Annotated in this window: 18 protein-coding genes; 10 read left to right on the plus strand and 8 right to left on the minus strand. The window is 65.4% G+C overall.

Features of this window, described 5'->3' with window-relative positions:
- Positions 1-111: 111 nt before the first annotated feature.
- A complete protein-coding gene (gene chpT, locus ACM6UT_RS01640; RefSeq protein ID WP_416795629.1) occupies positions 112-762 on the minus strand; it encodes a histidine phosphotransferase ChpT in 651 nt (216 codons plus the stop codon).
- 233 nt (positions 763-995) lie between these two features.
- Between chpT and ACM6UT_RS01645 the strand changes: the two genes are divergently transcribed.
- Positions 996-1,541, plus strand: coding sequence for a DUF1134 domain-containing protein (locus ACM6UT_RS01645; RefSeq protein ID WP_416795866.1), 546 nt, complete (start codon positions 996-998; stop codon positions 1,539-1,541).
- Positions 1,542-1,681: 140 nt separating this feature from the next.
- Complete coding sequence (locus tag ACM6UT_RS01650) at positions 1,682-2,872, plus strand: coiled-coil domain-containing protein (RefSeq protein WP_416795630.1); 1,191 nt, start codon at positions 1,682-1,684, stop codon at positions 2,870-2,872.
- 7 nt (positions 2,873-2,879) lie between these two features.
- On the opposite strand, the gene ACM6UT_RS01655 is transcribed toward ACM6UT_RS01650, so the two are convergent.
- Together ACM6UT_RS01655 and ACM6UT_RS01660 are read right to left on the minus strand one after the other, a co-directional pair.
- Positions 2,880-3,713, minus strand: coding sequence for a TrmH family RNA methyltransferase (locus ACM6UT_RS01655; protein WP_416795631.1), 834 nt, complete (start codon positions 3,711-3,713; stop codon positions 2,880-2,882).
- 10 nt (positions 3,714-3,723) lie between these two features.
- Positions 3,724-4,107 (minus strand): hypothetical protein, encoded by a 384-nt coding sequence (locus ACM6UT_RS01660; protein WP_416795632.1) that lies wholly within the window; start codon positions 4,105-4,107, stop codon positions 3,724-3,726.
- A gap of 93 nt (positions 4,108-4,200) precedes the next feature.
- On the opposite strand from ACM6UT_RS01660, the gene ACM6UT_RS01665 reads away from it, so the two are divergent.
- From ACM6UT_RS01665 to rpoH, 5 genes are all read left to right on the plus strand, one after another.
- On the plus strand, positions 4,201-5,226 hold the full coding sequence (locus ACM6UT_RS01665) for an RluA family pseudouridine synthase (RefSeq protein ID WP_416795633.1): 1,026 nt from the start codon (positions 4,201-4,203) through the stop codon (positions 5,224-5,226).
- A gap of 106 nt (positions 5,227-5,332) precedes the next feature.
- A complete protein-coding gene (locus tag ACM6UT_RS01670; protein ID WP_416795634.1) occupies positions 5,333-6,163 on the plus strand; it encodes a helix-turn-helix transcriptional regulator in 831 nt (276 codons plus the stop codon).
- A gap of 94 nt (positions 6,164-6,257) precedes the next feature.
- Positions 6,258-6,425 (plus strand): hypothetical protein, encoded by a 168-nt coding sequence (locus ACM6UT_RS01675; RefSeq protein ID WP_416795635.1) that lies wholly within the window; start codon positions 6,258-6,260, stop codon positions 6,423-6,425.
- Between the two features lie 69 nt (positions 6,426-6,494).
- Positions 6,495-6,824, plus strand: a complete 330-nt coding sequence (locus ACM6UT_RS01680; protein ID WP_416795636.1) for a YjiS-like domain-containing protein — start codon at positions 6,495-6,497, stop codon at positions 6,822-6,824.
- Between the two features lie 189 nt (positions 6,825-7,013).
- Positions 7,014-7,916 carry an RNA polymerase sigma factor RpoH gene (rpoH, locus tag ACM6UT_RS01685; RefSeq protein WP_416795637.1) on the plus strand — a complete coding sequence of 301 codons (903 nt, stop codon included), beginning with the start codon at positions 7,014-7,016 and terminating at the stop codon, positions 7,914-7,916.
- 143 nt (positions 7,917-8,059) lie between these two features.
- On the opposite strand, the gene ACM6UT_RS01690 is transcribed toward rpoH, so the two are convergent.
- Entirely contained in the window at positions 8,060-10,366 is a 2,307-nt protein-coding gene (locus ACM6UT_RS01690) for a hypothetical protein (RefSeq protein ID WP_416795638.1), read from the minus strand.
- A 54-nt stretch (positions 10,367-10,420) separates the two neighbouring features.
- Positions 10,421-11,719, minus strand: a complete 1,299-nt coding sequence (locus tag ACM6UT_RS01695; protein WP_416795639.1) for an adenylosuccinate synthase — start codon at positions 11,717-11,719, stop codon at positions 10,421-10,423.
- A 197-nt stretch (positions 11,720-11,916) separates the two neighbouring features.
- Here ACM6UT_RS01695 and ACM6UT_RS01700 point away from each other — a divergent pair, with 197 nt between their 5' ends.
- Positions 11,917-12,810 (plus strand): DMT family transporter, encoded by an 894-nt coding sequence (locus ACM6UT_RS01700; RefSeq protein WP_416795640.1) that lies wholly within the window; start codon positions 11,917-11,919, stop codon positions 12,808-12,810.
- A 69-nt stretch (positions 12,811-12,879) separates the two neighbouring features.
- Here ACM6UT_RS01700 and ACM6UT_RS01705 read toward each other — a convergent pair whose 3' ends face one another.
- The 3 genes from ACM6UT_RS01705 to ung all read right to left on the minus strand — a co-directional run bounded on the left by ACM6UT_RS01705 (position 12,880) and on the right by ung (position 15,765).
- A complete protein-coding gene (locus tag ACM6UT_RS01705; protein WP_416795641.1) occupies positions 12,880-13,278 on the minus strand; it encodes a DUF1236 domain-containing protein in 399 nt (132 codons plus the stop codon).
- A gap of 266 nt (positions 13,279-13,544) precedes the next feature.
- Positions 13,545-14,972: an aldehyde dehydrogenase family protein gene (locus ACM6UT_RS01710; RefSeq protein ID WP_416795642.1), complete on the minus strand. Its 1,428-nt coding sequence runs from the start codon at positions 14,970-14,972 to the stop codon at positions 13,545-13,547.
- Between the two features lie 88 nt (positions 14,973-15,060).
- The gene (gene ung, locus ACM6UT_RS01715) at positions 15,061-15,765 is read right to left on the minus strand and encodes a uracil-DNA glycosylase (protein WP_416795643.1); all 705 of its coding nucleotides are present in this window, start codon (positions 15,763-15,765) and stop codon (positions 15,061-15,063) included.
- Between the two features lie 105 nt (positions 15,766-15,870).
- Here ung and ACM6UT_RS01720 point away from each other — a divergent pair, with 105 nt between their 5' ends.
- Both ACM6UT_RS01720 and ACM6UT_RS01725 read left to right on the plus strand, forming a co-directional pair.
- On the plus strand, positions 15,871-16,227 hold the full coding sequence (locus ACM6UT_RS01720; RefSeq protein WP_416795644.1) for a hypothetical protein: 357 nt from the start codon (positions 15,871-15,873) through the stop codon (positions 16,225-16,227).
- Positions 16,224-16,829, plus strand: coding sequence for a DedA family protein (locus tag ACM6UT_RS01725; protein ID WP_416795645.1), 606 nt, complete (start codon positions 16,224-16,226; stop codon positions 16,827-16,829). Before ACM6UT_RS01720 ends, ACM6UT_RS01725 begins: the two co-directional genes overlap by 4 nt.
- Positions 16,830-16,834 lie beyond the last annotated feature (5 nt).

Below are 16,834 nucleotides of genomic sequence, written 5' to 3' on the forward strand. Positions count from 1 at the left end.
GCACTGGGCCGAAGGATAGTCTAGGGCGAGACCGCTAACGAAAGGTTACCGCCTTTCGTTCCGCATGGCGCACGCGCCCGCGCGATGGCCGGTGCGGGATACAACGAGCGCTCAGGCCGCAGGCACGAGCTCGGCGGTGAAGACGACTTCCTCGTCCGTCTGGTAATACTTGATCTCCATGCCGCATTCCTCGGCGAGAAGCACCGTGTAGTAAGGCTGGATCGAGTGCGCGTCGATGGCCTCCTCGATGGTGCCCGAGCAGATCTCCGCGAACTTTGCCGGCACCCGCATCATGCGTCCCTTCGCGGTGATGCGGAATTTCGCTTCGAATTCGGGATCTTCGAGGGTTACGTCGATCGAGCCGCCCCGCGGAATGGCGCTGTAGGCGACGAGGAAGAGGTTGAGCAGAAGCTTGACCCGGTTCTTGGCGATGATCGCCCGGGGACCGTTCCAGGCGAGTTCGGTCTTCTTTTCCGCGGCAACGAAGTCGCGCGCAGCCTTTTCCGCCTCTCCGGTATCGATGGAAGCGCCGACCGATCCGGAGGCGCCGAAGGCCAGGCGGGCGAACTTCAGCCGCACCGACGCGTTCAGCGCGCTGGTACGGATGAGCTCCATCGCATCCTCGTCGGCGCCACCTTCGTCGAGGAGTTCCAACCCGTTGTTGATCGCTCCGACCGGCGAGATCACGTCGTGGCAAACCCGGCTGCACAGCAGCGCTGCCAGATCGGGACCGGCGAGAGTGAGGTTGGCGTTCTTCGGCATCGATGTCTCCTGGAGGCGCGGTCACCCCGCAAAGGCAGGGCGCCATGAGCAAGCGGCCTTCCCGGTCGGGCGGGAATCCTCGCGCCATAATGACACCATATTTGGTAAACCGATTATTAAGGCGATCACGACTAAATAGTTTTACTCGGCATAGTGATGCACGCGCATCGAAAAGTTTGGAGGAAACCATGCGCCCTGACTTCATCCGCGAGACCGCAGGCCTTCGTGCGCTGATGGCGGCGATCGTCCTTCTTGTCGGCATGGGCTTCCACCTCGCGCCCGCCGCGGCCGCAAACGACGAATATACCGCCCAGGAAATCGTCGACGCCGGCCATAGCTTCTTCGGTGAAACCAGCGGCGCGCTCGCCAAGGTGATCGAAAAGGCATTCTCCCAGTACGGACTGCCGAACGGCTATATCCTCGGCCAGGAAGGCTCCGGCGCCTTCATCGCCGGCCTGACCTACGGCGAAGGCATGCTCTATACCAAGAATGCCGGCCAGCACGACGTCTTCTGGCAGGGCCCCTCCCTCGGCCTCGACTACGGCGGCAACGGCACGCGCGCCATGATGCTGGTCTACGACCTGCCGAGCATCGACGCCCTCTTTGCCCGCTACGGCGGCGTCAGCGGCTCGGCCTACGTGGTCGCCGGCCTCGGCATGACCGTGCTGAAGAACCAGAACATCGTCCTCGTGCCGATCCGCACCGGCGTCGGCGCCCGCCTCGGCATCAATGTCGGCTACTTGAAGCTCACCCGCCAGCCGACCTGGAACCCCTTCTGAGCGTGCAGGTGCGTCGTCCGGGAACCGCAAATCGGGCGACTTTCTCCGCCCACGGTTCTCAGGCCCGCTTGTTCTCCCGCAAGCCGCGTGTTTAATGGCAGGCAGGGTGTCCGCAATAGCTCAGTCGAGATGGCGCGATCGTGATTGAATATGCACTGCTGTTCGGATTGGGCTTCCTCTCGGCGGTTCTCCTGGTGATGCTGGTCGCCCCGTCGGTTCACAAGCGCATCGTGCTCTATACCGAGAACCGGCTGAAGGCGACGGTGCCGCTCAGCCCGCGCGAGGTCCGCGCCCAGAAGGACATGGTCCGCGCCGTCTACGCCGCCGAGAACGCCCGCATGTCGCAGGATCTGAAGCGCGAGCGCGACAAGTCCGTCGACCTCAAGCTCCAGAACGAGACACTCGCCGCCGAGGCCGGCCGGCTCTCCGCGGAAGGCCAGGACCTCCGCACCCAGATCGACGAAATGAGCGTGGAGGCCGCGAATTTCCGTGCGGAGATCCGGCGCGCCGAGAGCGAGGCGCTGCATCTGCACGCAACGCTGAAGCGCACCGAGGAGGCGGCCGTCGCCAAGGACCTCGAAATCGAGCGCCTCGTCGTGCGCATTTCCCGAATGAACCGCGAAATCGACGACCTGAAGATCGAGAAGAGCGGTCGCGACACCGAGATCGAGAACCTGAAGATGCGGGTGCAGACGCTGAAGGCCGAGCGCGACGAACTGGGGCGGGAGACGAAGCTCGCCACCCGCCGCGCCAAGGACGCAGAGATGCGGCTGGCGCAGGAAGAAGACAAGCTCCTGCGGCTCGACGACAGGCTGACGCGGCTGATGGCCGAGGCCGTGGACAAGGATGCCGTCATCGAACGCCGGACGAAGGAGATCGCCACTTTGCGCGAGAACCTGAAGGCCGGCAATCGCCAGGTTCGCGCGGCGCTGCGCGCCCTTCGCGCCGCCAATATTGCCGCGCCCGACATCAAGGAGATCGACATTCCCGAGCAAGCCACCGAAGACCCGCTGGTGCTGATGCAGCCGGCGGCCGCAATCGATCCCGATCTCCTCGCCGACGAACTGCGCCACCGCCACACGGCGCTCACCGAGCGGCTGACGAAGGCGACCTCGCCCGCAAACGACGAGGCGTTGCGCGAGGAAATTGCGGAGATCGCCGCCAAGATGATCGCGCTCACGGCCCGCCGGGAAGGCGCCGCCTCGCCGATCCGCGCGCTGTTGTCCAACGTTCCCGCCCGCGGCGGCGAGGCTCGCAAGTCGCTCGCCGAACGCGCGGTGGCCTTTGATCCGTCGCTGCCGGCGGCGACCGTTCCGACGACGCCGGAATGACGGCCTTTCAGAGGATGCGCTTGGCCATCGCCGCGCTGTAGAGCGCGATCCCGCTCGCCGTCCCGACATTCAGGCTGTCGAGCTCCGGGGACTGGGCGATGCGGGCTGTGTGGAACCGCGACAGCACCGCCGGCGGCAGCCCCTCGCCTTCCGTTCCCATCACCAGTGCGAGGCGCGGCGACGGTGCGATGTCGCGGATTTCGATCTCGCCCTTCGGCGACAGCGCCCAGATCGCAAACCCCGCTCCGGCGAGTGCCCCGAGCATGTCGAGGATCGAGCCTTCCCGCGCATAGGGCATGGTGAGCACCGATCCGACCGACACCCTGAGCGCCTTGCGGTAGAGCGGATCGCAAGAGGTTTCGTCGAGGACGACGGCGCTCGCGCCGAAGGCGGCGGCATTGCGGAACATCGAGCCGACATTGTCGTGGTTGGAGATGCCGCAGGCGGCAAGCACGAGCGCGTCGTCCGGCAGCTCCCGCAACAGTTCGTTCAGCGGAGGTGCAGCGTCGCGAATTCCGAGCGCCAGCACGCCGCGATGCAGGTGGAAACCGGCGATCGCATCGATCACCGGAGCCTCGGCCTCGTAGACAGGAACATCCGCCGGAAAGAGCGACAGGACATCGGCGAGACCGGCGGCACGGTTGCGCAGGAGCAGGATCTTTTCCGCCCGAATACCGCGGCCCGCGCGGTGCGCCGCCGCAAGCATGCGCAGGACGACCGTGCCCTCGGCGACAAACCGGCCTTCCCGTCCCGTGAGATCGCGCTCCCGGATGTGCCGGAACTCCGCGATGCGCGGATCGTCCGGATCGGTGATCTCTGTTCTTTCCTCGGCCGGCGTCATCGCGCCGCGATCACTGTCCGGCGACCGTCACGTCGGCGACGACGCGACCGACGGTGATGTCGAAGACGAGCGCCTTGCGCGTGCCGTCGGCCATCTGGCCGAAGAACAGGATCTGGCTGCCCGAAAGCGCAGTCGACTGGACCGTGAAGCCCTGCGGCAGGCTGGCCGTCGCCGTCACCGGCTGGTCGGCGGGAATGGCGAGCGAGGTTGATGCGACCGGCTCGCGGGTCTCGCTCTTGGTCGCCTTGTAGACAACGGCTCCCAACACCGCCATAAGGCTGACGAACATGATGCCCGCGGAGACGAGTTGCAGACGCACCATCTTTCGGCGGACGTTCTCGAGCGCCGGATCGAGCGGTTTTTCTTCCTGTTCTTCTGGCTCGAAATTCGTCATATACGCTTGCCTTTCCTTCGGAGCGACCGGCCGTGGCCCGTTCTGATCGAGAGCGAACCGGGCGGAAAACCGCCGTCACGCAGGATCGCAGGGATGAACGACCCCTTTAACCAACCCGAAAGCGCAAGGAAAGAGCTGATTGCCGGCGACGATGCCGAAGGTCGCATCGATGCCTGGCTTGCGGCCCATCTCGAAGGAAGCCTCTCGCGCAGCCGCGTCAAGGCGCTGATCGAGCAGGGCGCGGTGACGCTGAACGGCAATCCGACCACCGAGCCGAAGCGCAAGATCCATCCCGGCGACCGTCTGGCGATCGTGATGCCGGAGCCGGAAGACCCGGAGCCGACGGGCGAGGATATTCCCCTAGACGTCGTCTACGAAGACAAGGACCTGATCGTCGTCGTCAAGCCGCCGGGCCTCGTCGTCCATCCGGCAGCCGGCAACTGGACGGGAACGCTCGTCAACGCGCTGATTCATCATTGCGGCGACAGCTTGTCGGGGATCGGCGGGGTCAAACGGCCGGGCATCGTCCACCGGCTCGACAAGGATACCTCGGGCGTCATGGTCGTCGCCAAGAACGACCTTTCCCATCGCCACCTCGCCGACCAGTTCGCCGACCATGGCCGCACCGGCCCGCTGGAACGTGCCTATCAGGCAATCGTCTGGGGCCGGCCGCGGAGCCTGCACGGAACGATCGACGCGCCGCTCGGCCGCGGCGGCGACCGCACCAAGCGCGCCGTCAAGCGCGAGGAGAGCGACGACGCGCGCGAAGCGATCACCCACTATGAAGTGCTGGAGCGTTACGGCGAGAAGCCGGATGCCACCTGCATCGCCTCTCTCGTCGAATGCCGGCTGGAGACCGGCCGCACCCACCAGATCCGCGTTCATATGGCCCATATCGGCCATCCCCTTATCGGCGACGTCGATTACGGCGCCGCCTTCCGCACCAAGGCGAACCTGCTGCCGGAACCCGCGCGGACAATCGTCAATCGCTTCCCGCGCCAGGCGCTGCACGCCTATCTGCTGCAGTTCGAACATCCCTCGACCGGCGAGGTCATGCGCTTTGAAGTGCCCCTGCCGGACGACATGGTCAAGGTGATCGAGGCACTGCGCCAGGTCTGAGCCTCGGCGCCGGACAACGATTCATATCGGTCGAATTTCTCAAGAAACGGGTGGCGGAACGCGCGTGTTCACGCTATGTTCCTCACCCCGAACTGGAGAACCGGCCATGGCCTTCGTGGTGAACCTGCTGCTCGAGACGGAGAGCGTCGCCGTTCGCGACGTCATCTGCGACGGCGCGTGCCGCGAGATGGGCGAGGAAGAACAGGCGTCGCAGACCTGCCTCGTCTTCCCCTACCGCGGCGTCTTCGTGCGGCGTATCGGCGAAGAGGACGTCGTCGCCGAGCCGAACCAGGTCCTCCTCTTCAACCGCGGCGAGGCCTATCGGGTCAGCCATCCGGTCGCAGGCGGCGATGCCTGCCTGAGCGTTGCGATGCCGGAAGCGCTGTTTGCCGAACTCGTTCCCGACACCCACTGCACGAAGGCGCCGGCCTTCGCCTTCAACAAGCAGAAGCTGCAGATCGACGCGCGCGCCCAGGCCCTCGTCGCCCTGCTGCGCCATGGCCTCGCCACCGGCACCGCCGAAATGCTGGAGGGCGAGACGCTGGCGCTGACGCTCGTTCGCCGCGCCGTCGGACGACACAACACCGGCGGCGGCTCGTCGTCGAGCTACGGACGCAGGAAACTCGCCGACCGGGCGAAGCTCGTGCTCTCCTCCGACCTCGCCCGCCGCTGGACGCTCGGCGAGATCGCCGCAGAAACCGGCGTCTCCCCCGTCTACCTCACCCAAGTGTTCCAGCAGGTCGAGGGGGTGCCGCTCTATCGCTACCAGTTGCGTCTGAGGCTCGCCAAGGCGCTCGATCTTCTGGGCGATTATGACGACCTGACGGCGCTCGGTCTCGAACTCGGCTTTTCAAGCCATAGCCACTTCAGTGCCGCCTTCCGCCAGGCCTATGGCCGCACGCCGGCGGAATTCCAGCGATTCGTCGGATTGCGTTGAACCGGCGATAGATCGCTAAAGAATCTGACAGCGGCGGACCGGCGAAAGAGGCATTTTTAGATCGTACACAACAGCCGATGCCAAGGAGCGGATGATGAAGAACGACACATGTGCTGCCTGTGACTGCAAGCTCGACGACACCCGCATCGCCGTGCGGATCGGCGGCAAGACTGTGGAGGTCTGTTGCCAGGAATGTGCGGACGCCCTGCGGGAAGCCTACCAGGCGATCGGCCGCCAGCCGGCGGCACACATGCAGAACTGAGGCAAATCGAACGGCCTATGCTTGACGGCCGGCTCTGACGAGCCGGCCATTTCTGACAGGAGAACAGTGATGGACAATTTTGATCCGGGGCGGACGCGCCCGCGGCAGGAAACGCTCGCCCTTTTGCCGGCCCGGCATGAAACCTCGCCGGAAACGACGACCGGCGGTACGCCAGTGGAATGTCCGGTGGACGGTTCCGCGCGAACAAGATCGTGGCTCGCCGGCGTGGTGGCCTTCTTTCGCAGGATGCGGGAGCGGCGCCGCAACAGGAACGCGCTTTACGAACTTTCCGACCAGACGCTGAAGGACATCGGTGTGTCGCGCGGCCAGTTCGACCACGATTTCGACCGCTACCGCAGGAGCCAGTCATACGTGCTGGAGCACCTCACGCGCTTGTGACCTCGAAGACGGTCGAGGTTACCGAATTGTAATGATATAACACCATCAGGATGACTTGAATCACCGTTTTGCCGTACTTATCTGGCATATGGCTCGGTATGGGCTTCGTCCGGAAGCCATGCCGATCGGTCCGCCTATCGACTGGGGTCACTCAAGGGGACCGTCGCGACACAAGGAAGGGGGTGCTTTATGGCCCGCAATACTTTGCCTATCATCGCCGCCGGCGAAGCCGGCCTGAGCCGTTATCTCGACGAAATCCGCAAATTTCCGATGCTTGAGCCGCAGGAAGAATACATGCTGGCCAAGCGCTATGCCGAGCATAACGACCGCGATGCTGCCCACAAGCTCGTCACCAGCCACCTGCGCCTCGTCGCCAAGATCGCTATGGGCTATCGTGGCTATGGCCTGCCGATCGGCGAAGTCGTCTCCGAGGGCAATGTCGGCCTGATGCAGGCGGTCAAGAAATTCGATCCGGAACGCGGCTTCCGCCTGGCAACCTACGCCATGTGGTGGATCAAGGCCGCGATCCAGGAATACATCCTGCGCTCCTGGTCACTGGTGAAGATGGGGACGACCGCCAACCAGAAGCGGCTGTTCTTCAACCTTCGCCGCCTCAAGGGCAAGATCCAGGCGATCGAGGAAGGCGACCTGAAACCCGAGCAGGTGACGGAAATCGCCACCAAGCTGAACGTGTCCGAGGACGAGGTCGTCTCGATGAACCGCCGCCTCTCCGGCGACGCATCGCTGAATGCGCCGATCCGTGCCGCCGAGGGTGAATCCGGCCAGTGGCAGGACTGGCTCGTCGACGAACACGACAGCCAGGAAGACATCCTCATCGAGCAGGACGAACTCGAAACACGCCGGCGCATGCTCGCCCGTGCCATGAGCGTCCTCAACGATCGTGAACGGCGTATCTTCGAGGCCCGCCGTCTGGCGGAGGATCCGGTGACGCTGGAAGACCTGTCGGCGGAATTCGACATCAGTCGCGAGCGCGTCCGCCAGATCGAGGTCCGCGCCTTCGAGAAGGTGCAGGAAGCCGTGCAGAAGGAGGCGCTCGAGCGCGCTTCCGCGCTCAGCGTGGTCGAAGCCTGATTTCGGATTTTCCGGATGACGCCGATCCGTCGGCAGACGGACGCGTGGTCTGAAACACGCTTTCGCGGCGGCAGCCGCGCCGTTTCTCCGCCTTTTGCGACACAGGGTTTCGGGTTAGCTCCCGAAACCCTTTTTTGTTGCCGTCAGCCGCCGTTGGCGCCGCTGTCGAGCGCCGCCCACTGCTTCAGGACCTCGTCGAATACCGCCACGCCGGCAGTACCCTTGTCGAGCGTCAGCAGGGCCCGGCGACCGTTGCGGTACGTCACCGGGATATCGATCCAGTTGCGGGTGCGCAGCAGGTCGAGATTGCGCGCGACGACATCCTGGAAGTCGTTGAGCGCGATCAGGTAGCTGTCGTCGGTGACCTTCGCGGAAACCGCGACCAGCGGATCGCCGCGGTCCTGTTCCGTCCGCTTCATGGCAATGCGCTGGACGTTGTCGACCGCCCCGCCTTCGAAATCCGCCGGCACCGAGAAGACAATCTCGATCAGGTGGCTCGCGGGCAGCGAGTTGTCGGCGTTCCGCTTGATGGTGATTAGTGCCGAAAGGCCGCGATCGGGTATGGAGAGCTTGCCCTGGATCGCCGGATTGGGGCGCCCGTTCTCGCTCGTGTCGTTGAGCGCCGTCCACTCGACGGCGCCGGTGATCGCCGTCGGTGCCGTCTGGCCGAGGCGTTCCTCGTAGAGGAAGGCCTTCTCGCCGGCGACGGGCTTGCTCATGTCGACCGGCGGCGGCGTGGTCGCCGCACCGGCGGCGGTGCCGCCGGCCGTCGCCCCTGCCTGACCGGAGGGCTGACTGCCGCCTACGTTCTGTTCGGAGATCGAGCGTCCTTCGGTGCCGGCGTTTGCGGCGGCCGTGCCGGCGCCTTCATCGACTTCGCTTCCGTCCGCCAGCAGGCGCTGGGTGAATTTCTGCCCCTTGACCGCGCCCTCTTCGGCAGGCGCCGGTGCCTTGGCGTCGGGAGCCTTTGTCTCGGCCCCCGCCTCGGGCGGAGTTACCGCCGCATCCGGCGTCTCCGTCTTGGCGGTCTCTGCGGGCGGCGGTGTCGTTTCCGTCCCCTCGCCCGCGACCATCGCCGTCAGCGAATTGACGGAATCGTCGACGAACGTCGTCACCGCGTCACGGTTTGCCCAGAGCCCGTAGCCGCCGCCGGCAAGTGCGGCCACGACGAGCACGCCGACCGCGATCGGTACATAGTTGCGCCGCTTGGTCTGTTCGATACGGTATGGCTTTCCCGGAACTTTCTCCGCCGGAGGAACCGTCCCGCCGGCCTTCGTCTCGGAAGCCGCGCCAGCCGCCTTCTGGCCCTCCGCGGCACCGCCCGCTTCGAGCGCTGCACCCGCGGCCGGTGTCGCCACCGCCGCATACCAGTCGGCGAAATCGTCGAAGTTCTGCGCCTCGCCGCCCTTGCTACCGTCGACGCCGGCTGGCGGCTGGTAAGCCGTGGTGTCCCAGTCGAGCAGATCGATGTCGCGCGCGGCTGCCTTGCCGGTGGGCGCGGCGGCAGCCGGCGTCTCCTGCGGCTGCGGCTCCTCCGTCGTCTCCCAAGGCTCGAACGCCGCCTCGGGCATGGCCCGAGCCGGCGCAGCAGCCGTTTCCGGCGCTTCGGCTTCGTGAGGCTTTTCTTCCTCGCGCGCGGTCTCCGCCCAGTCGCTGTAGGTACGGCCGTAGTCCGGAACGCTCTCCGGCCAGGCCGTGGGTGCGGCGGCTGCCGGCTCTTCGGCTACGGCTTCCTCGACCTCGGGCTCCGCAGAAACGACAGGCAACTCGCTTTCCGGCTCGACGGCCCGCTCTTCCTCTGCCGCCTCTGCCGGCTGTTCCTCGGCCGCATGCGGCCAGGGCTCGCCGGGATAAGCTTCCTCGGCCGGCGCCTCGGCGGCGGCGTATTCGCCCTCCGCGCCCCAGGCGACATGCTCGGGTTCGGCTTCCTCGTAGTGGTAGGCGGGCTCGGCACGTTCCTCTGCCGGAGGCTCTGCGTGCTCTTCCTCTGCGGGCTCCGGCGCATACGCCGGAGAGACCGGCGCGGCAGGCTCTTCATGAAGCGGGGTCTCTGCTTCGGCTTCTTCCTCTGGCTGTTCCTCCGCCGGCTCTGCGTAGGCCTCGTGAGGTGCGTGGTCCTCTTCGGCGACAGGCTCCTGATAGGCTTCCGGTTCAGGCTCCGGCTCCGCATGGGCGGCGGCGGCCGGGGCTATCCCCAGCTCTTCCTCCAGCAGGGCGGCTTCCGGTTCTTCAGGCAGTGCTTCGATATGCTCGGCTTCGACCTCCTGGATGGCAGCTTCGAGCTTGTCCATCTGGCGGCGCAGCATCTCCTCCGGCGGACGCGGCGACATGTTCTCCAGCTGCCGCGCCACCGCGCTCCGGGCCTTTTCGTAGACCTTCGCACGCATCTCCGGTGTGTTGTTCGACAGCCCGTCGACGGCACGCCGGATAACCGAAATGAAATCAGCCATGAGCACTTTCTCTTGATCGCCGGCCGGCGGACAATTCGTTAAAGAATTCCGACATTAATCCTCAAACGGGTCGGTCACAAGTATGGTGTCGTCACGTTCGGGACTAGTCGAAAGCAGCGCCACCGGCGCTCCAATGAGTTCCTCGACCTGGCGCACGTACTTGATCGCCTGCGCCGGCAGATCGGCCCATCTGCGGGCACCGACGGTGGAATCCTTCCAGCCTTCGAGCGTGATGTAGACCGGTTCCACACGGGCCTGGTCACCCTGGCTTGCCGGCAGGTGATCGATTTCCTTGCCGTCGAGCATGTAGCCGACGCAGATCTTGATCTCGTCGAGACCGTCGAGGACGTCGAGCTTCGTCAGCGCGATGCCGGAAATGCCGTTGGTGGCGACCGACTGGCGCACGAGCGCCGCATCGAACCAGCCGCAGCGACGCTTGCGGCCCGTCACGGTGCCGAATTCATGGCCGCGCTCTCCGAGGAACTGGCCGATCTCGTCGGTGAGCTCGGTCGGGAACGGACCCTCGCCGACGCGGGTCGTGTAGGCCTTGGTGATGCCGAGAATGTAGCCGAGCGCCCCCGGTCCCATGCCGGACCCTGCGGCTGCCTGGCCGGCGACGGTGTTCGACGAGGTCACGAAGGGATAGGTGCCGTGGTCGATGTCGAGCAGCGAACCCTGCGCACCTTCGAAGAGGATGCGCGAACCCTTGCGGCGTTCCTTGTCGAGATAGCTCCAGACGGTGTCCATGAAGGGCAGGATGCGGTCGGCCACATCCGTCAGCTCCTTCATGATCGCTTCGTGGCTGACTTCCGGAACACCGAAGCCGCGGCGCAGCGCATTGTGGTGGGTCAGGATACGGTCGACCTTGCCCGCCAGCGCCTCGGTGTTGGCGAGGTCCATGACGCGAATCGCACGACGGCCGACCTTGTCTTCGTAGGCCGGGCCGATGCCGCGTCGGGTCGTGCCGATCTTGGTGCCGGAATTGGAGGCCGCGTCCTCGCGCATGCCGTCCAGCTCCCGGTGCAGCGAGAGAATCAGCGTCGCGTTGTCGGCGAGCTTCAGGTTTTCCGGCGTGACCTTGACGCCCTGCGCCGCGAGCCGGCCGATTTCGGCGACGAGCGCATGCGGGTCGACGACGACGCCGTTGCCGATGACGGCCATCTTGCCCGGCCGCACGACACCGGAGGGAAGAAGCGAAAGCTTGTAGCTGACGCCGTCGATCACCAGCGTATGGCCGGCATTGTGTCCGCCCTGGTAACGTACCACGACATCGGCGCGCTCGGAGAGCCAGTCGACAATCTTGCCCTTGCCCTCGTCACCCCATTGCGACCCGACCACCACGACGTTCGTCATCTCGAAATCCTGCCTATCTGCGCTGGCTGCGCCCTATTCAAACCCGCGCATCTATACTGTGTTGCTTTTTTAAAATCGACCTGTTTGTGAAAGGCGATTTGGCTTTTTGCGTGACAACGCTCCCTCCCTCGCCTATCCCGAAGGCCAAATCGACGTATAGCACCATCCATCCCCGTCCAAAGCTGAAGGTAAGCCGCTTGCCTTTTCGATCCTATATTCTGCTCACCGTCTGCACGCTTTTCTGGGGCGGCAACACCATCGTCGGCAAGCTGGCGATCGGCCATATAAGCCCGATGGCGCTCAACCTGTCCCGCTGGGCGATCGCCACGATCCTGATCTCGGCCATTTCAGTACCGCAGCTCAAGGCCGACTGGCCGGTGCTCCGGCGCAACTGGCTGCTGCTGCTTGCCTACGGCGCCATCGGCTACACGGCCTTCAACGGCTTTCTCTACACCGCCCTGCAATATACCAGTGCGGTCAACGGCGCGATCGAACAGGGCGGCATCCCGGTCCTGATCTTCGTCCTGAACTTCGCCTTCTTCCGCATCCCCGTGTCCCTCGTCCAGATCGTCGGCTTCCTCATCAGCTTCGTCGGCGTCGCGCTGACGGCCGGCCACGGCGATCTCGCGGCCCTGCTCGCGCTCACCCTCAACTACGGTGACGCCCTGTTGCTGCTGGCGGTGGTCGCCTATGCGATCTACACGGTCGGCCTTCGCTGGAAGCCGCCCGTGCACTGGAAGAGCCTTATGGCCGGCGCCTCCCTCGGCGCGACCCTGACCGCCCTGCCGCTCGTCTTCTGGGAAGCATCCACCGGAAACCTGGTCGTGCCGGACCTCACCGGCTGGGTGCTCATCGCCTATGCGGCGCTCTTCCCGTCGCTCATCTCGCAGATCTTCTACATCAAGGGTGTCGAGGGCATCGGTGCCAACCGCGCCGGCCTCTTCATCAACCTCGTGCCGGTTTTCGGCACGCTGCTCTCCGTCACCCTCATTTCCGAACCGGTGCAGCTCTTCCACGTCATCGCACTCGTTCTCGTGCTCGGAGGGATCGCGATCGCCGAGTGGGGCAAGCCGGCAACGACGGGCAAATAAGGCACAAAAGACGAAGAAGGGAGCCCTCACGGCTCCCTTCGACAAGATCGGATCTTGCTGGATCGGGTCTTACTGGACCACGCTCACGACCACATGGGTCTGCGGGTCCACGATCACCCGTTGCTGGTTGACCACCGCATAGGCATAGGTCGGGTTGTCCGGGACGGGAACCAGGACCACCTCCTGCGGCAGCGTCGTGCCGACGGCGATCGGCTGGTCGACGACCACGGCCGCGGCCGGCGCCGGCTGCTTCTCGACATAGGTGACGACTTCAGGTGGTGGCGGAGCGACGGCCGTCCCGGCGATTGCGCCGACGACACCACCGACTGCGGCACCGACCGGACCACCGACGATGGCGCCCGTCACGGCACCCCCCGCAGCACCGGTCACGGTGCCTTCCTGCGCCGCACCGGTCCCGGCGAGTGCACCGAAAACAAGGGCGGAAATAGCTAGCAGTTTCGTCTTCATGGCTTCATCCTTTCTGGGCTGTTTGCCATGGCCGGGAAACCGTAGATCTTGATTTTTTGTTCCGGGAAATACCCGCGAGACGCGGTCCGGACGAGCCCTCCGCAGGCCGGCGAAAGGCAAAAATCCCTTTAAAATCCGGGAGAAGAAAGAAGCAGAATCGAAGACCGGAGACCGCATATTTTTTTCACCGCCCCCGCCCTCCGGCCGAACAATTCAGGCGACCGAACGGCGAAAAGACGGCGATCTCCGGACGGATACGCCAACACTCATTCGCCGTAGCCGATGACCGCCTTGACCTCGAGGAAGTCGTGCAGGCCCCACTCGCCGTATTCGCGGCCGTTGCCGGACTGCTTGTAGCCGCCGAACGGCGCATAAGGGTCCCACGCCGGATAGTTGATATGGACGCACCCGGCCCGGAGCCGTGCCGCCACCTTGCGGGCATGGCCGATATCTCCCGACTGGACATAGGCGGCAAGCCCGTAGACCGTGTCGTTGGCGATCGCGATTGCCTCTTCCTCGTCCCGGTAGGGCATGATCGAGAGGACCGGCCCGAAGATTTCCTCCCGCGCGATGGTCATGTCGTTGGTGACGTTGCCGAAGACCGTCGGGCGCACATAATAGCCGCGGTTGAGATGCTCCGGCCGTCCCGGCCCGCCGGCGACCAGCGTCGCCCCCTCGCGGATGCCGGCCTCGATCAGCGTCTGGATCTTGTCGAACTGCGTGCGGCTGACCACGGGACCGAGCCGGGTATCCGGCGATCGGGGATCGCCGACGACGCAGGTTTCGGCGACGGTCTTCGCGATCGCCAGCGCCTCGTCGTGCCGGTCGGCCGGCACCAGCATCCGAGTCGGGGCATTGCAGGACTGCCCGGAATTGTCGAAGCAGTCGGCCACCCCTTCGCTCACCGCGGCCCTGAGATCGGCATCCGGCAGGATGATGTTGGCGGACTTGCCCCCGAGTTCCTGCGCCACCCGCTTCACCGTATCCGCCGCAGCCTTGGCGACGGCCACACCGGCGCGGGTCGATCCGGTGAAGGAGACCATGTCGACGTCCGGATGGCTCGCCATCGGCTGGCCGACCTCGGGCCCGGTTCCGTGCACGAGGTTGAAGACGCCCTTCGGCGTGCCCGCCGCCTCCATGATCTCGGCGAAGATGACGCCGGTGATCGGTGCGATCTCGGAAGGCTTCAGCACCATGGTGCAGCCGGCGGCGATCGCCGGCGCCACCTTGCAGGCGATCTGGTTGAGCGGCCAGTTCCACGGCGTTATCAGCGCGCAGACACCGATCGGCTCGCGCACGATCATCGTCGTGCCGCGCTTCTCGCTGAAGGCGAAGGTCTTCAGCGCCTTGATGGTCGTTTCGAGATGCGCCGAGCCGGACGTCGCCTGCGAATCGCGGGCGAAAGGAAGCGACGCTCCCATCTCGCGGCTCACCGCGTCGGCGATGTCGTCGATACGCTCGTTGTAGGCGGCGAGAATGCGCTCGAGAAGCGAAAGCCTTTCCTCCCGCGACGTCACGGAAAAGGCCGGGAATGCCGCCTTTGCCGCGGCCACCGCCCGGTCGACGTCGGCGGCCGACCCGACGGCAATTTGCGTGAACGCCTCTTCCGTCGAAGGATCGACGACGTCGAGCAATGCCGGACGGACGGGATCGACCCACTGGCCATCGATGAAGAATTTGAGGCGATTGCTCATGCACGGGCTCCCGATCTTGACGACAGGGCGGCACTATCCGACAGGCGGGCGGCAGCCGCAAGCGCCGCGAAGGACAACCGGCAGCAGTTTATTGCGAAAGCACGGGATCGGCCGGCAGCTGCCAGTCGATCGGCTCCAGCCCGCGCGAGCGCAGGAACTCGTTTGCCTTGGAGAAATGCCGGCAGCCGAAGAAGCCGTTATGCGCCGAGAGCGGCGAGGGATGTGGCGCCCTCAGCACCAGGTGGCGCTCGCGGTCGACGAAGGCCGCCTTCTTCTGCGCATAGGAGCCCCAGAGCATGAAGACGACCGAGGAACACTCGTCGTTGACGGCGCGGATCACCGCATCGGTGAAGCGCTCCCAGCCGCGGCCCTGATGTGAGGCGGCGCGAGCTTCCTCGACGGTGAGCACGCTGTTCAGGAGCAGCACGCCCTGTTTCGCCCAGTTCTCCAGGAAGCCATGGCGGACCGGCCGTATGCCGAGGTCGGTTTCCAGTTCCTTGTAGATGTTGACGAGCGACGGCGGGATGCGCACGCCCGGCTGCACGCTGAAGCAGAGCCCGTGCGCCTGGCCGGCGCCGTGATAGGGGTCCTGCCCCAGGATCACCACCCGCACCTTGCCGAGCGGCGTCAGGTCGAGCGCCCGGAAATATTCGGCGCCCTTCGGGAAGATGCGCTTGCCGTTCGCCTTCTCGGCGACGAGGAATTCCCGCAATTGCTGCATGTAGGGACTGGAAAACTCGGGCCCGAGGACCCGCTTCCAGCTCTCCTCCAGTCTGACGTCTGTTGCGCTCATTGTCGGCCGTCGCCTTTTGCGGTTAACTCGCCCTTGAATGAAAGAGGACGGCGGACCGAGTCAAGTCCGGCGGACCCTTCGCCGACGGACGAGGCATCAACCGACATGAAGAGAGTGGCAACCCTCTGGCGCGAGCATCGCTTGCTGCTTCTCGCCTTCCTCGCCGCCGCCGCATTGACGCTCTTCTTCGCCGCCCGCTTCGCCTTCTACGTCGTCTACTGGAGCGCGCCGGAGCACCGCAACCAGCCGATCGAGGACTGGATGACGATCGGCTATATCGCCCGCTCCTACGATTTGCCGCGCGAGGCCCTGGCGGATGCGCTGGGGGTTGGGCCGCTCGGCACCGGCCGGCGCCCGACGGTGGAACAGCTCGCCCGCGACCGCGGCGTGACCCCGGAGGAATTCCGCGCCGAGATCGAACGGGCCATCGCGAGGCTCCGGGAAGGCAGCCCCGGCCGATGAGCGAGGCCCTGCTTGCGCTCGTCCCGGTGTACGGACTGCCGCTGCTTGCGGCAGTGGCGGGTCTGAGCTGCCTCGGATTGCCGCTTCCCGCCTCGCTGGTGATGATGCTGATGGGCTCCTTCGCCGCCGCCGGCGATTTCGGCCTGCCTTCCGTCTTCGTCACCGCCTTTGCCGCGGCCGTCGGCGGCGACCAGATCGGCTATCTCGTCGGGCGCTTCGCCGGCCGGGCGGTGACCGCCCGCATCGCGAGGAAACCGGCCGGCAAGGCCGCACTCGACCGCGCGACGCAGGAAATCGCCCGCCATGCGACGATCGGCATTTTTCTCACCCGGTGGCTTTTCAGTCCGCTCGGCCCCTACATGAACCTGGTGACCGGCGCGACGGGCTTTTCGTGGGCACATTTCACTGCGGCCGGCGTCGCCGGCGAGGCGGTGTGGGTCACCCTGCATGTCGGGCTCGGAATCCTCTTCAGCGACAATATCCTCGCCATCGCCGAGATCGTCGGCGACGCGAGCGGCTTCCTTGCCGCCGGGATCGTGGCGCTTCTCCTCGGCTGGCGCCTCGTCACCGTTCTCCGCCGCGGCAAATCCGGCCACATCTGACCGGT

The organism is Ciceribacter azotifigens, assembly GCF_048159625.1.
Taxonomy (GTDB): Bacteria; Pseudomonadota; Alphaproteobacteria; order Rhizobiales; family Rhizobiaceae; genus Allorhizobium; species Allorhizobium azotifigens.

Excerpts from the sequence above, each read along its gene's own strand:
- chpT (WP_416795629.1), bottom strand. The coding sequence starts at position 762 with ATGCCGAAGAACGCCAACCTCACTCTCGCCGGTCCCGATCTGGCAGCG.
- ACM6UT_RS01645 (WP_416795866.1), top strand. The coding sequence starts at position 996 with ATGGCGGCGATCGTCCTTCTTGTCGGCATGGGCTTCCACCTCGCGCCC.
- ACM6UT_RS01655 (WP_416795631.1), bottom strand. The coding sequence starts at position 3,713 with ATGACGCCGGCCGAGGAAAGAACAGAGATCACCGATCCGGACGATCCG.
- ACM6UT_RS01660 (WP_416795632.1), bottom strand. The coding sequence starts at position 4,107 with ATGACGAATTTCGAGCCAGAAGAACAGGAAGAAAAACCGCTCGATCCG.
- ACM6UT_RS01665 (WP_416795633.1), top strand. The coding sequence starts at position 4,201 with ATGAACGACCCCTTTAACCAACCCGAAAGCGCAAGGAAAGAGCTGATT.
- ACM6UT_RS01670 (WP_416795634.1), top strand. The coding sequence starts at position 5,333 with ATGGCCTTCGTGGTGAACCTGCTGCTCGAGACGGAGAGCGTCGCCGTT.
- ACM6UT_RS01675 (WP_416795635.1), top strand. The coding sequence starts at position 6,258 with ATGAAGAACGACACATGTGCTGCCTGTGACTGCAAGCTCGACGACACC.
- ACM6UT_RS01680 (WP_416795636.1), top strand. The coding sequence starts at position 6,495 with ATGGACAATTTTGATCCGGGGCGGACGCGCCCGCGGCAGGAAACGCTC.
- rpoH (WP_416795637.1), top strand. The coding sequence starts at position 7,014 with ATGGCCCGCAATACTTTGCCTATCATCGCCGCCGGCGAAGCCGGCCTG.
- ACM6UT_RS01690 (WP_416795638.1), bottom strand. The coding sequence starts at position 10,366 with ATGGCTGATTTCATTTCGGTTATCCGGCGTGCCGTCGACGGGCTGTCG.
- ACM6UT_RS01695 (WP_416795639.1), bottom strand. The coding sequence starts at position 11,719 with ATGACGAACGTCGTGGTGGTCGGGTCGCAATGGGGTGACGAGGGCAAG.
- ACM6UT_RS01705 (WP_416795641.1), bottom strand. The coding sequence starts at position 13,278 with ATGAAGACGAAACTGCTAGCTATTTCCGCCCTTGTTTTCGGTGCACTC.
- ACM6UT_RS01710 (WP_416795642.1), bottom strand. The coding sequence starts at position 14,972 with ATGAGCAATCGCCTCAAATTCTTCATCGATGGCCAGTGGGTCGATCCC.
- ung (WP_416795643.1), bottom strand. The coding sequence starts at position 15,765 with ATGAGCGCAACAGACGTCAGACTGGAGGAGAGCTGGAAGCGGGTCCTC.
- ACM6UT_RS01720 (WP_416795644.1), top strand. The coding sequence starts at position 15,871 with ATGAAGAGAGTGGCAACCCTCTGGCGCGAGCATCGCTTGCTGCTTCTC.
- ACM6UT_RS01725 (WP_416795645.1), top strand. The coding sequence starts at position 16,224 with ATGAGCGAGGCCCTGCTTGCGCTCGTCCCGGTGTACGGACTGCCGCTG.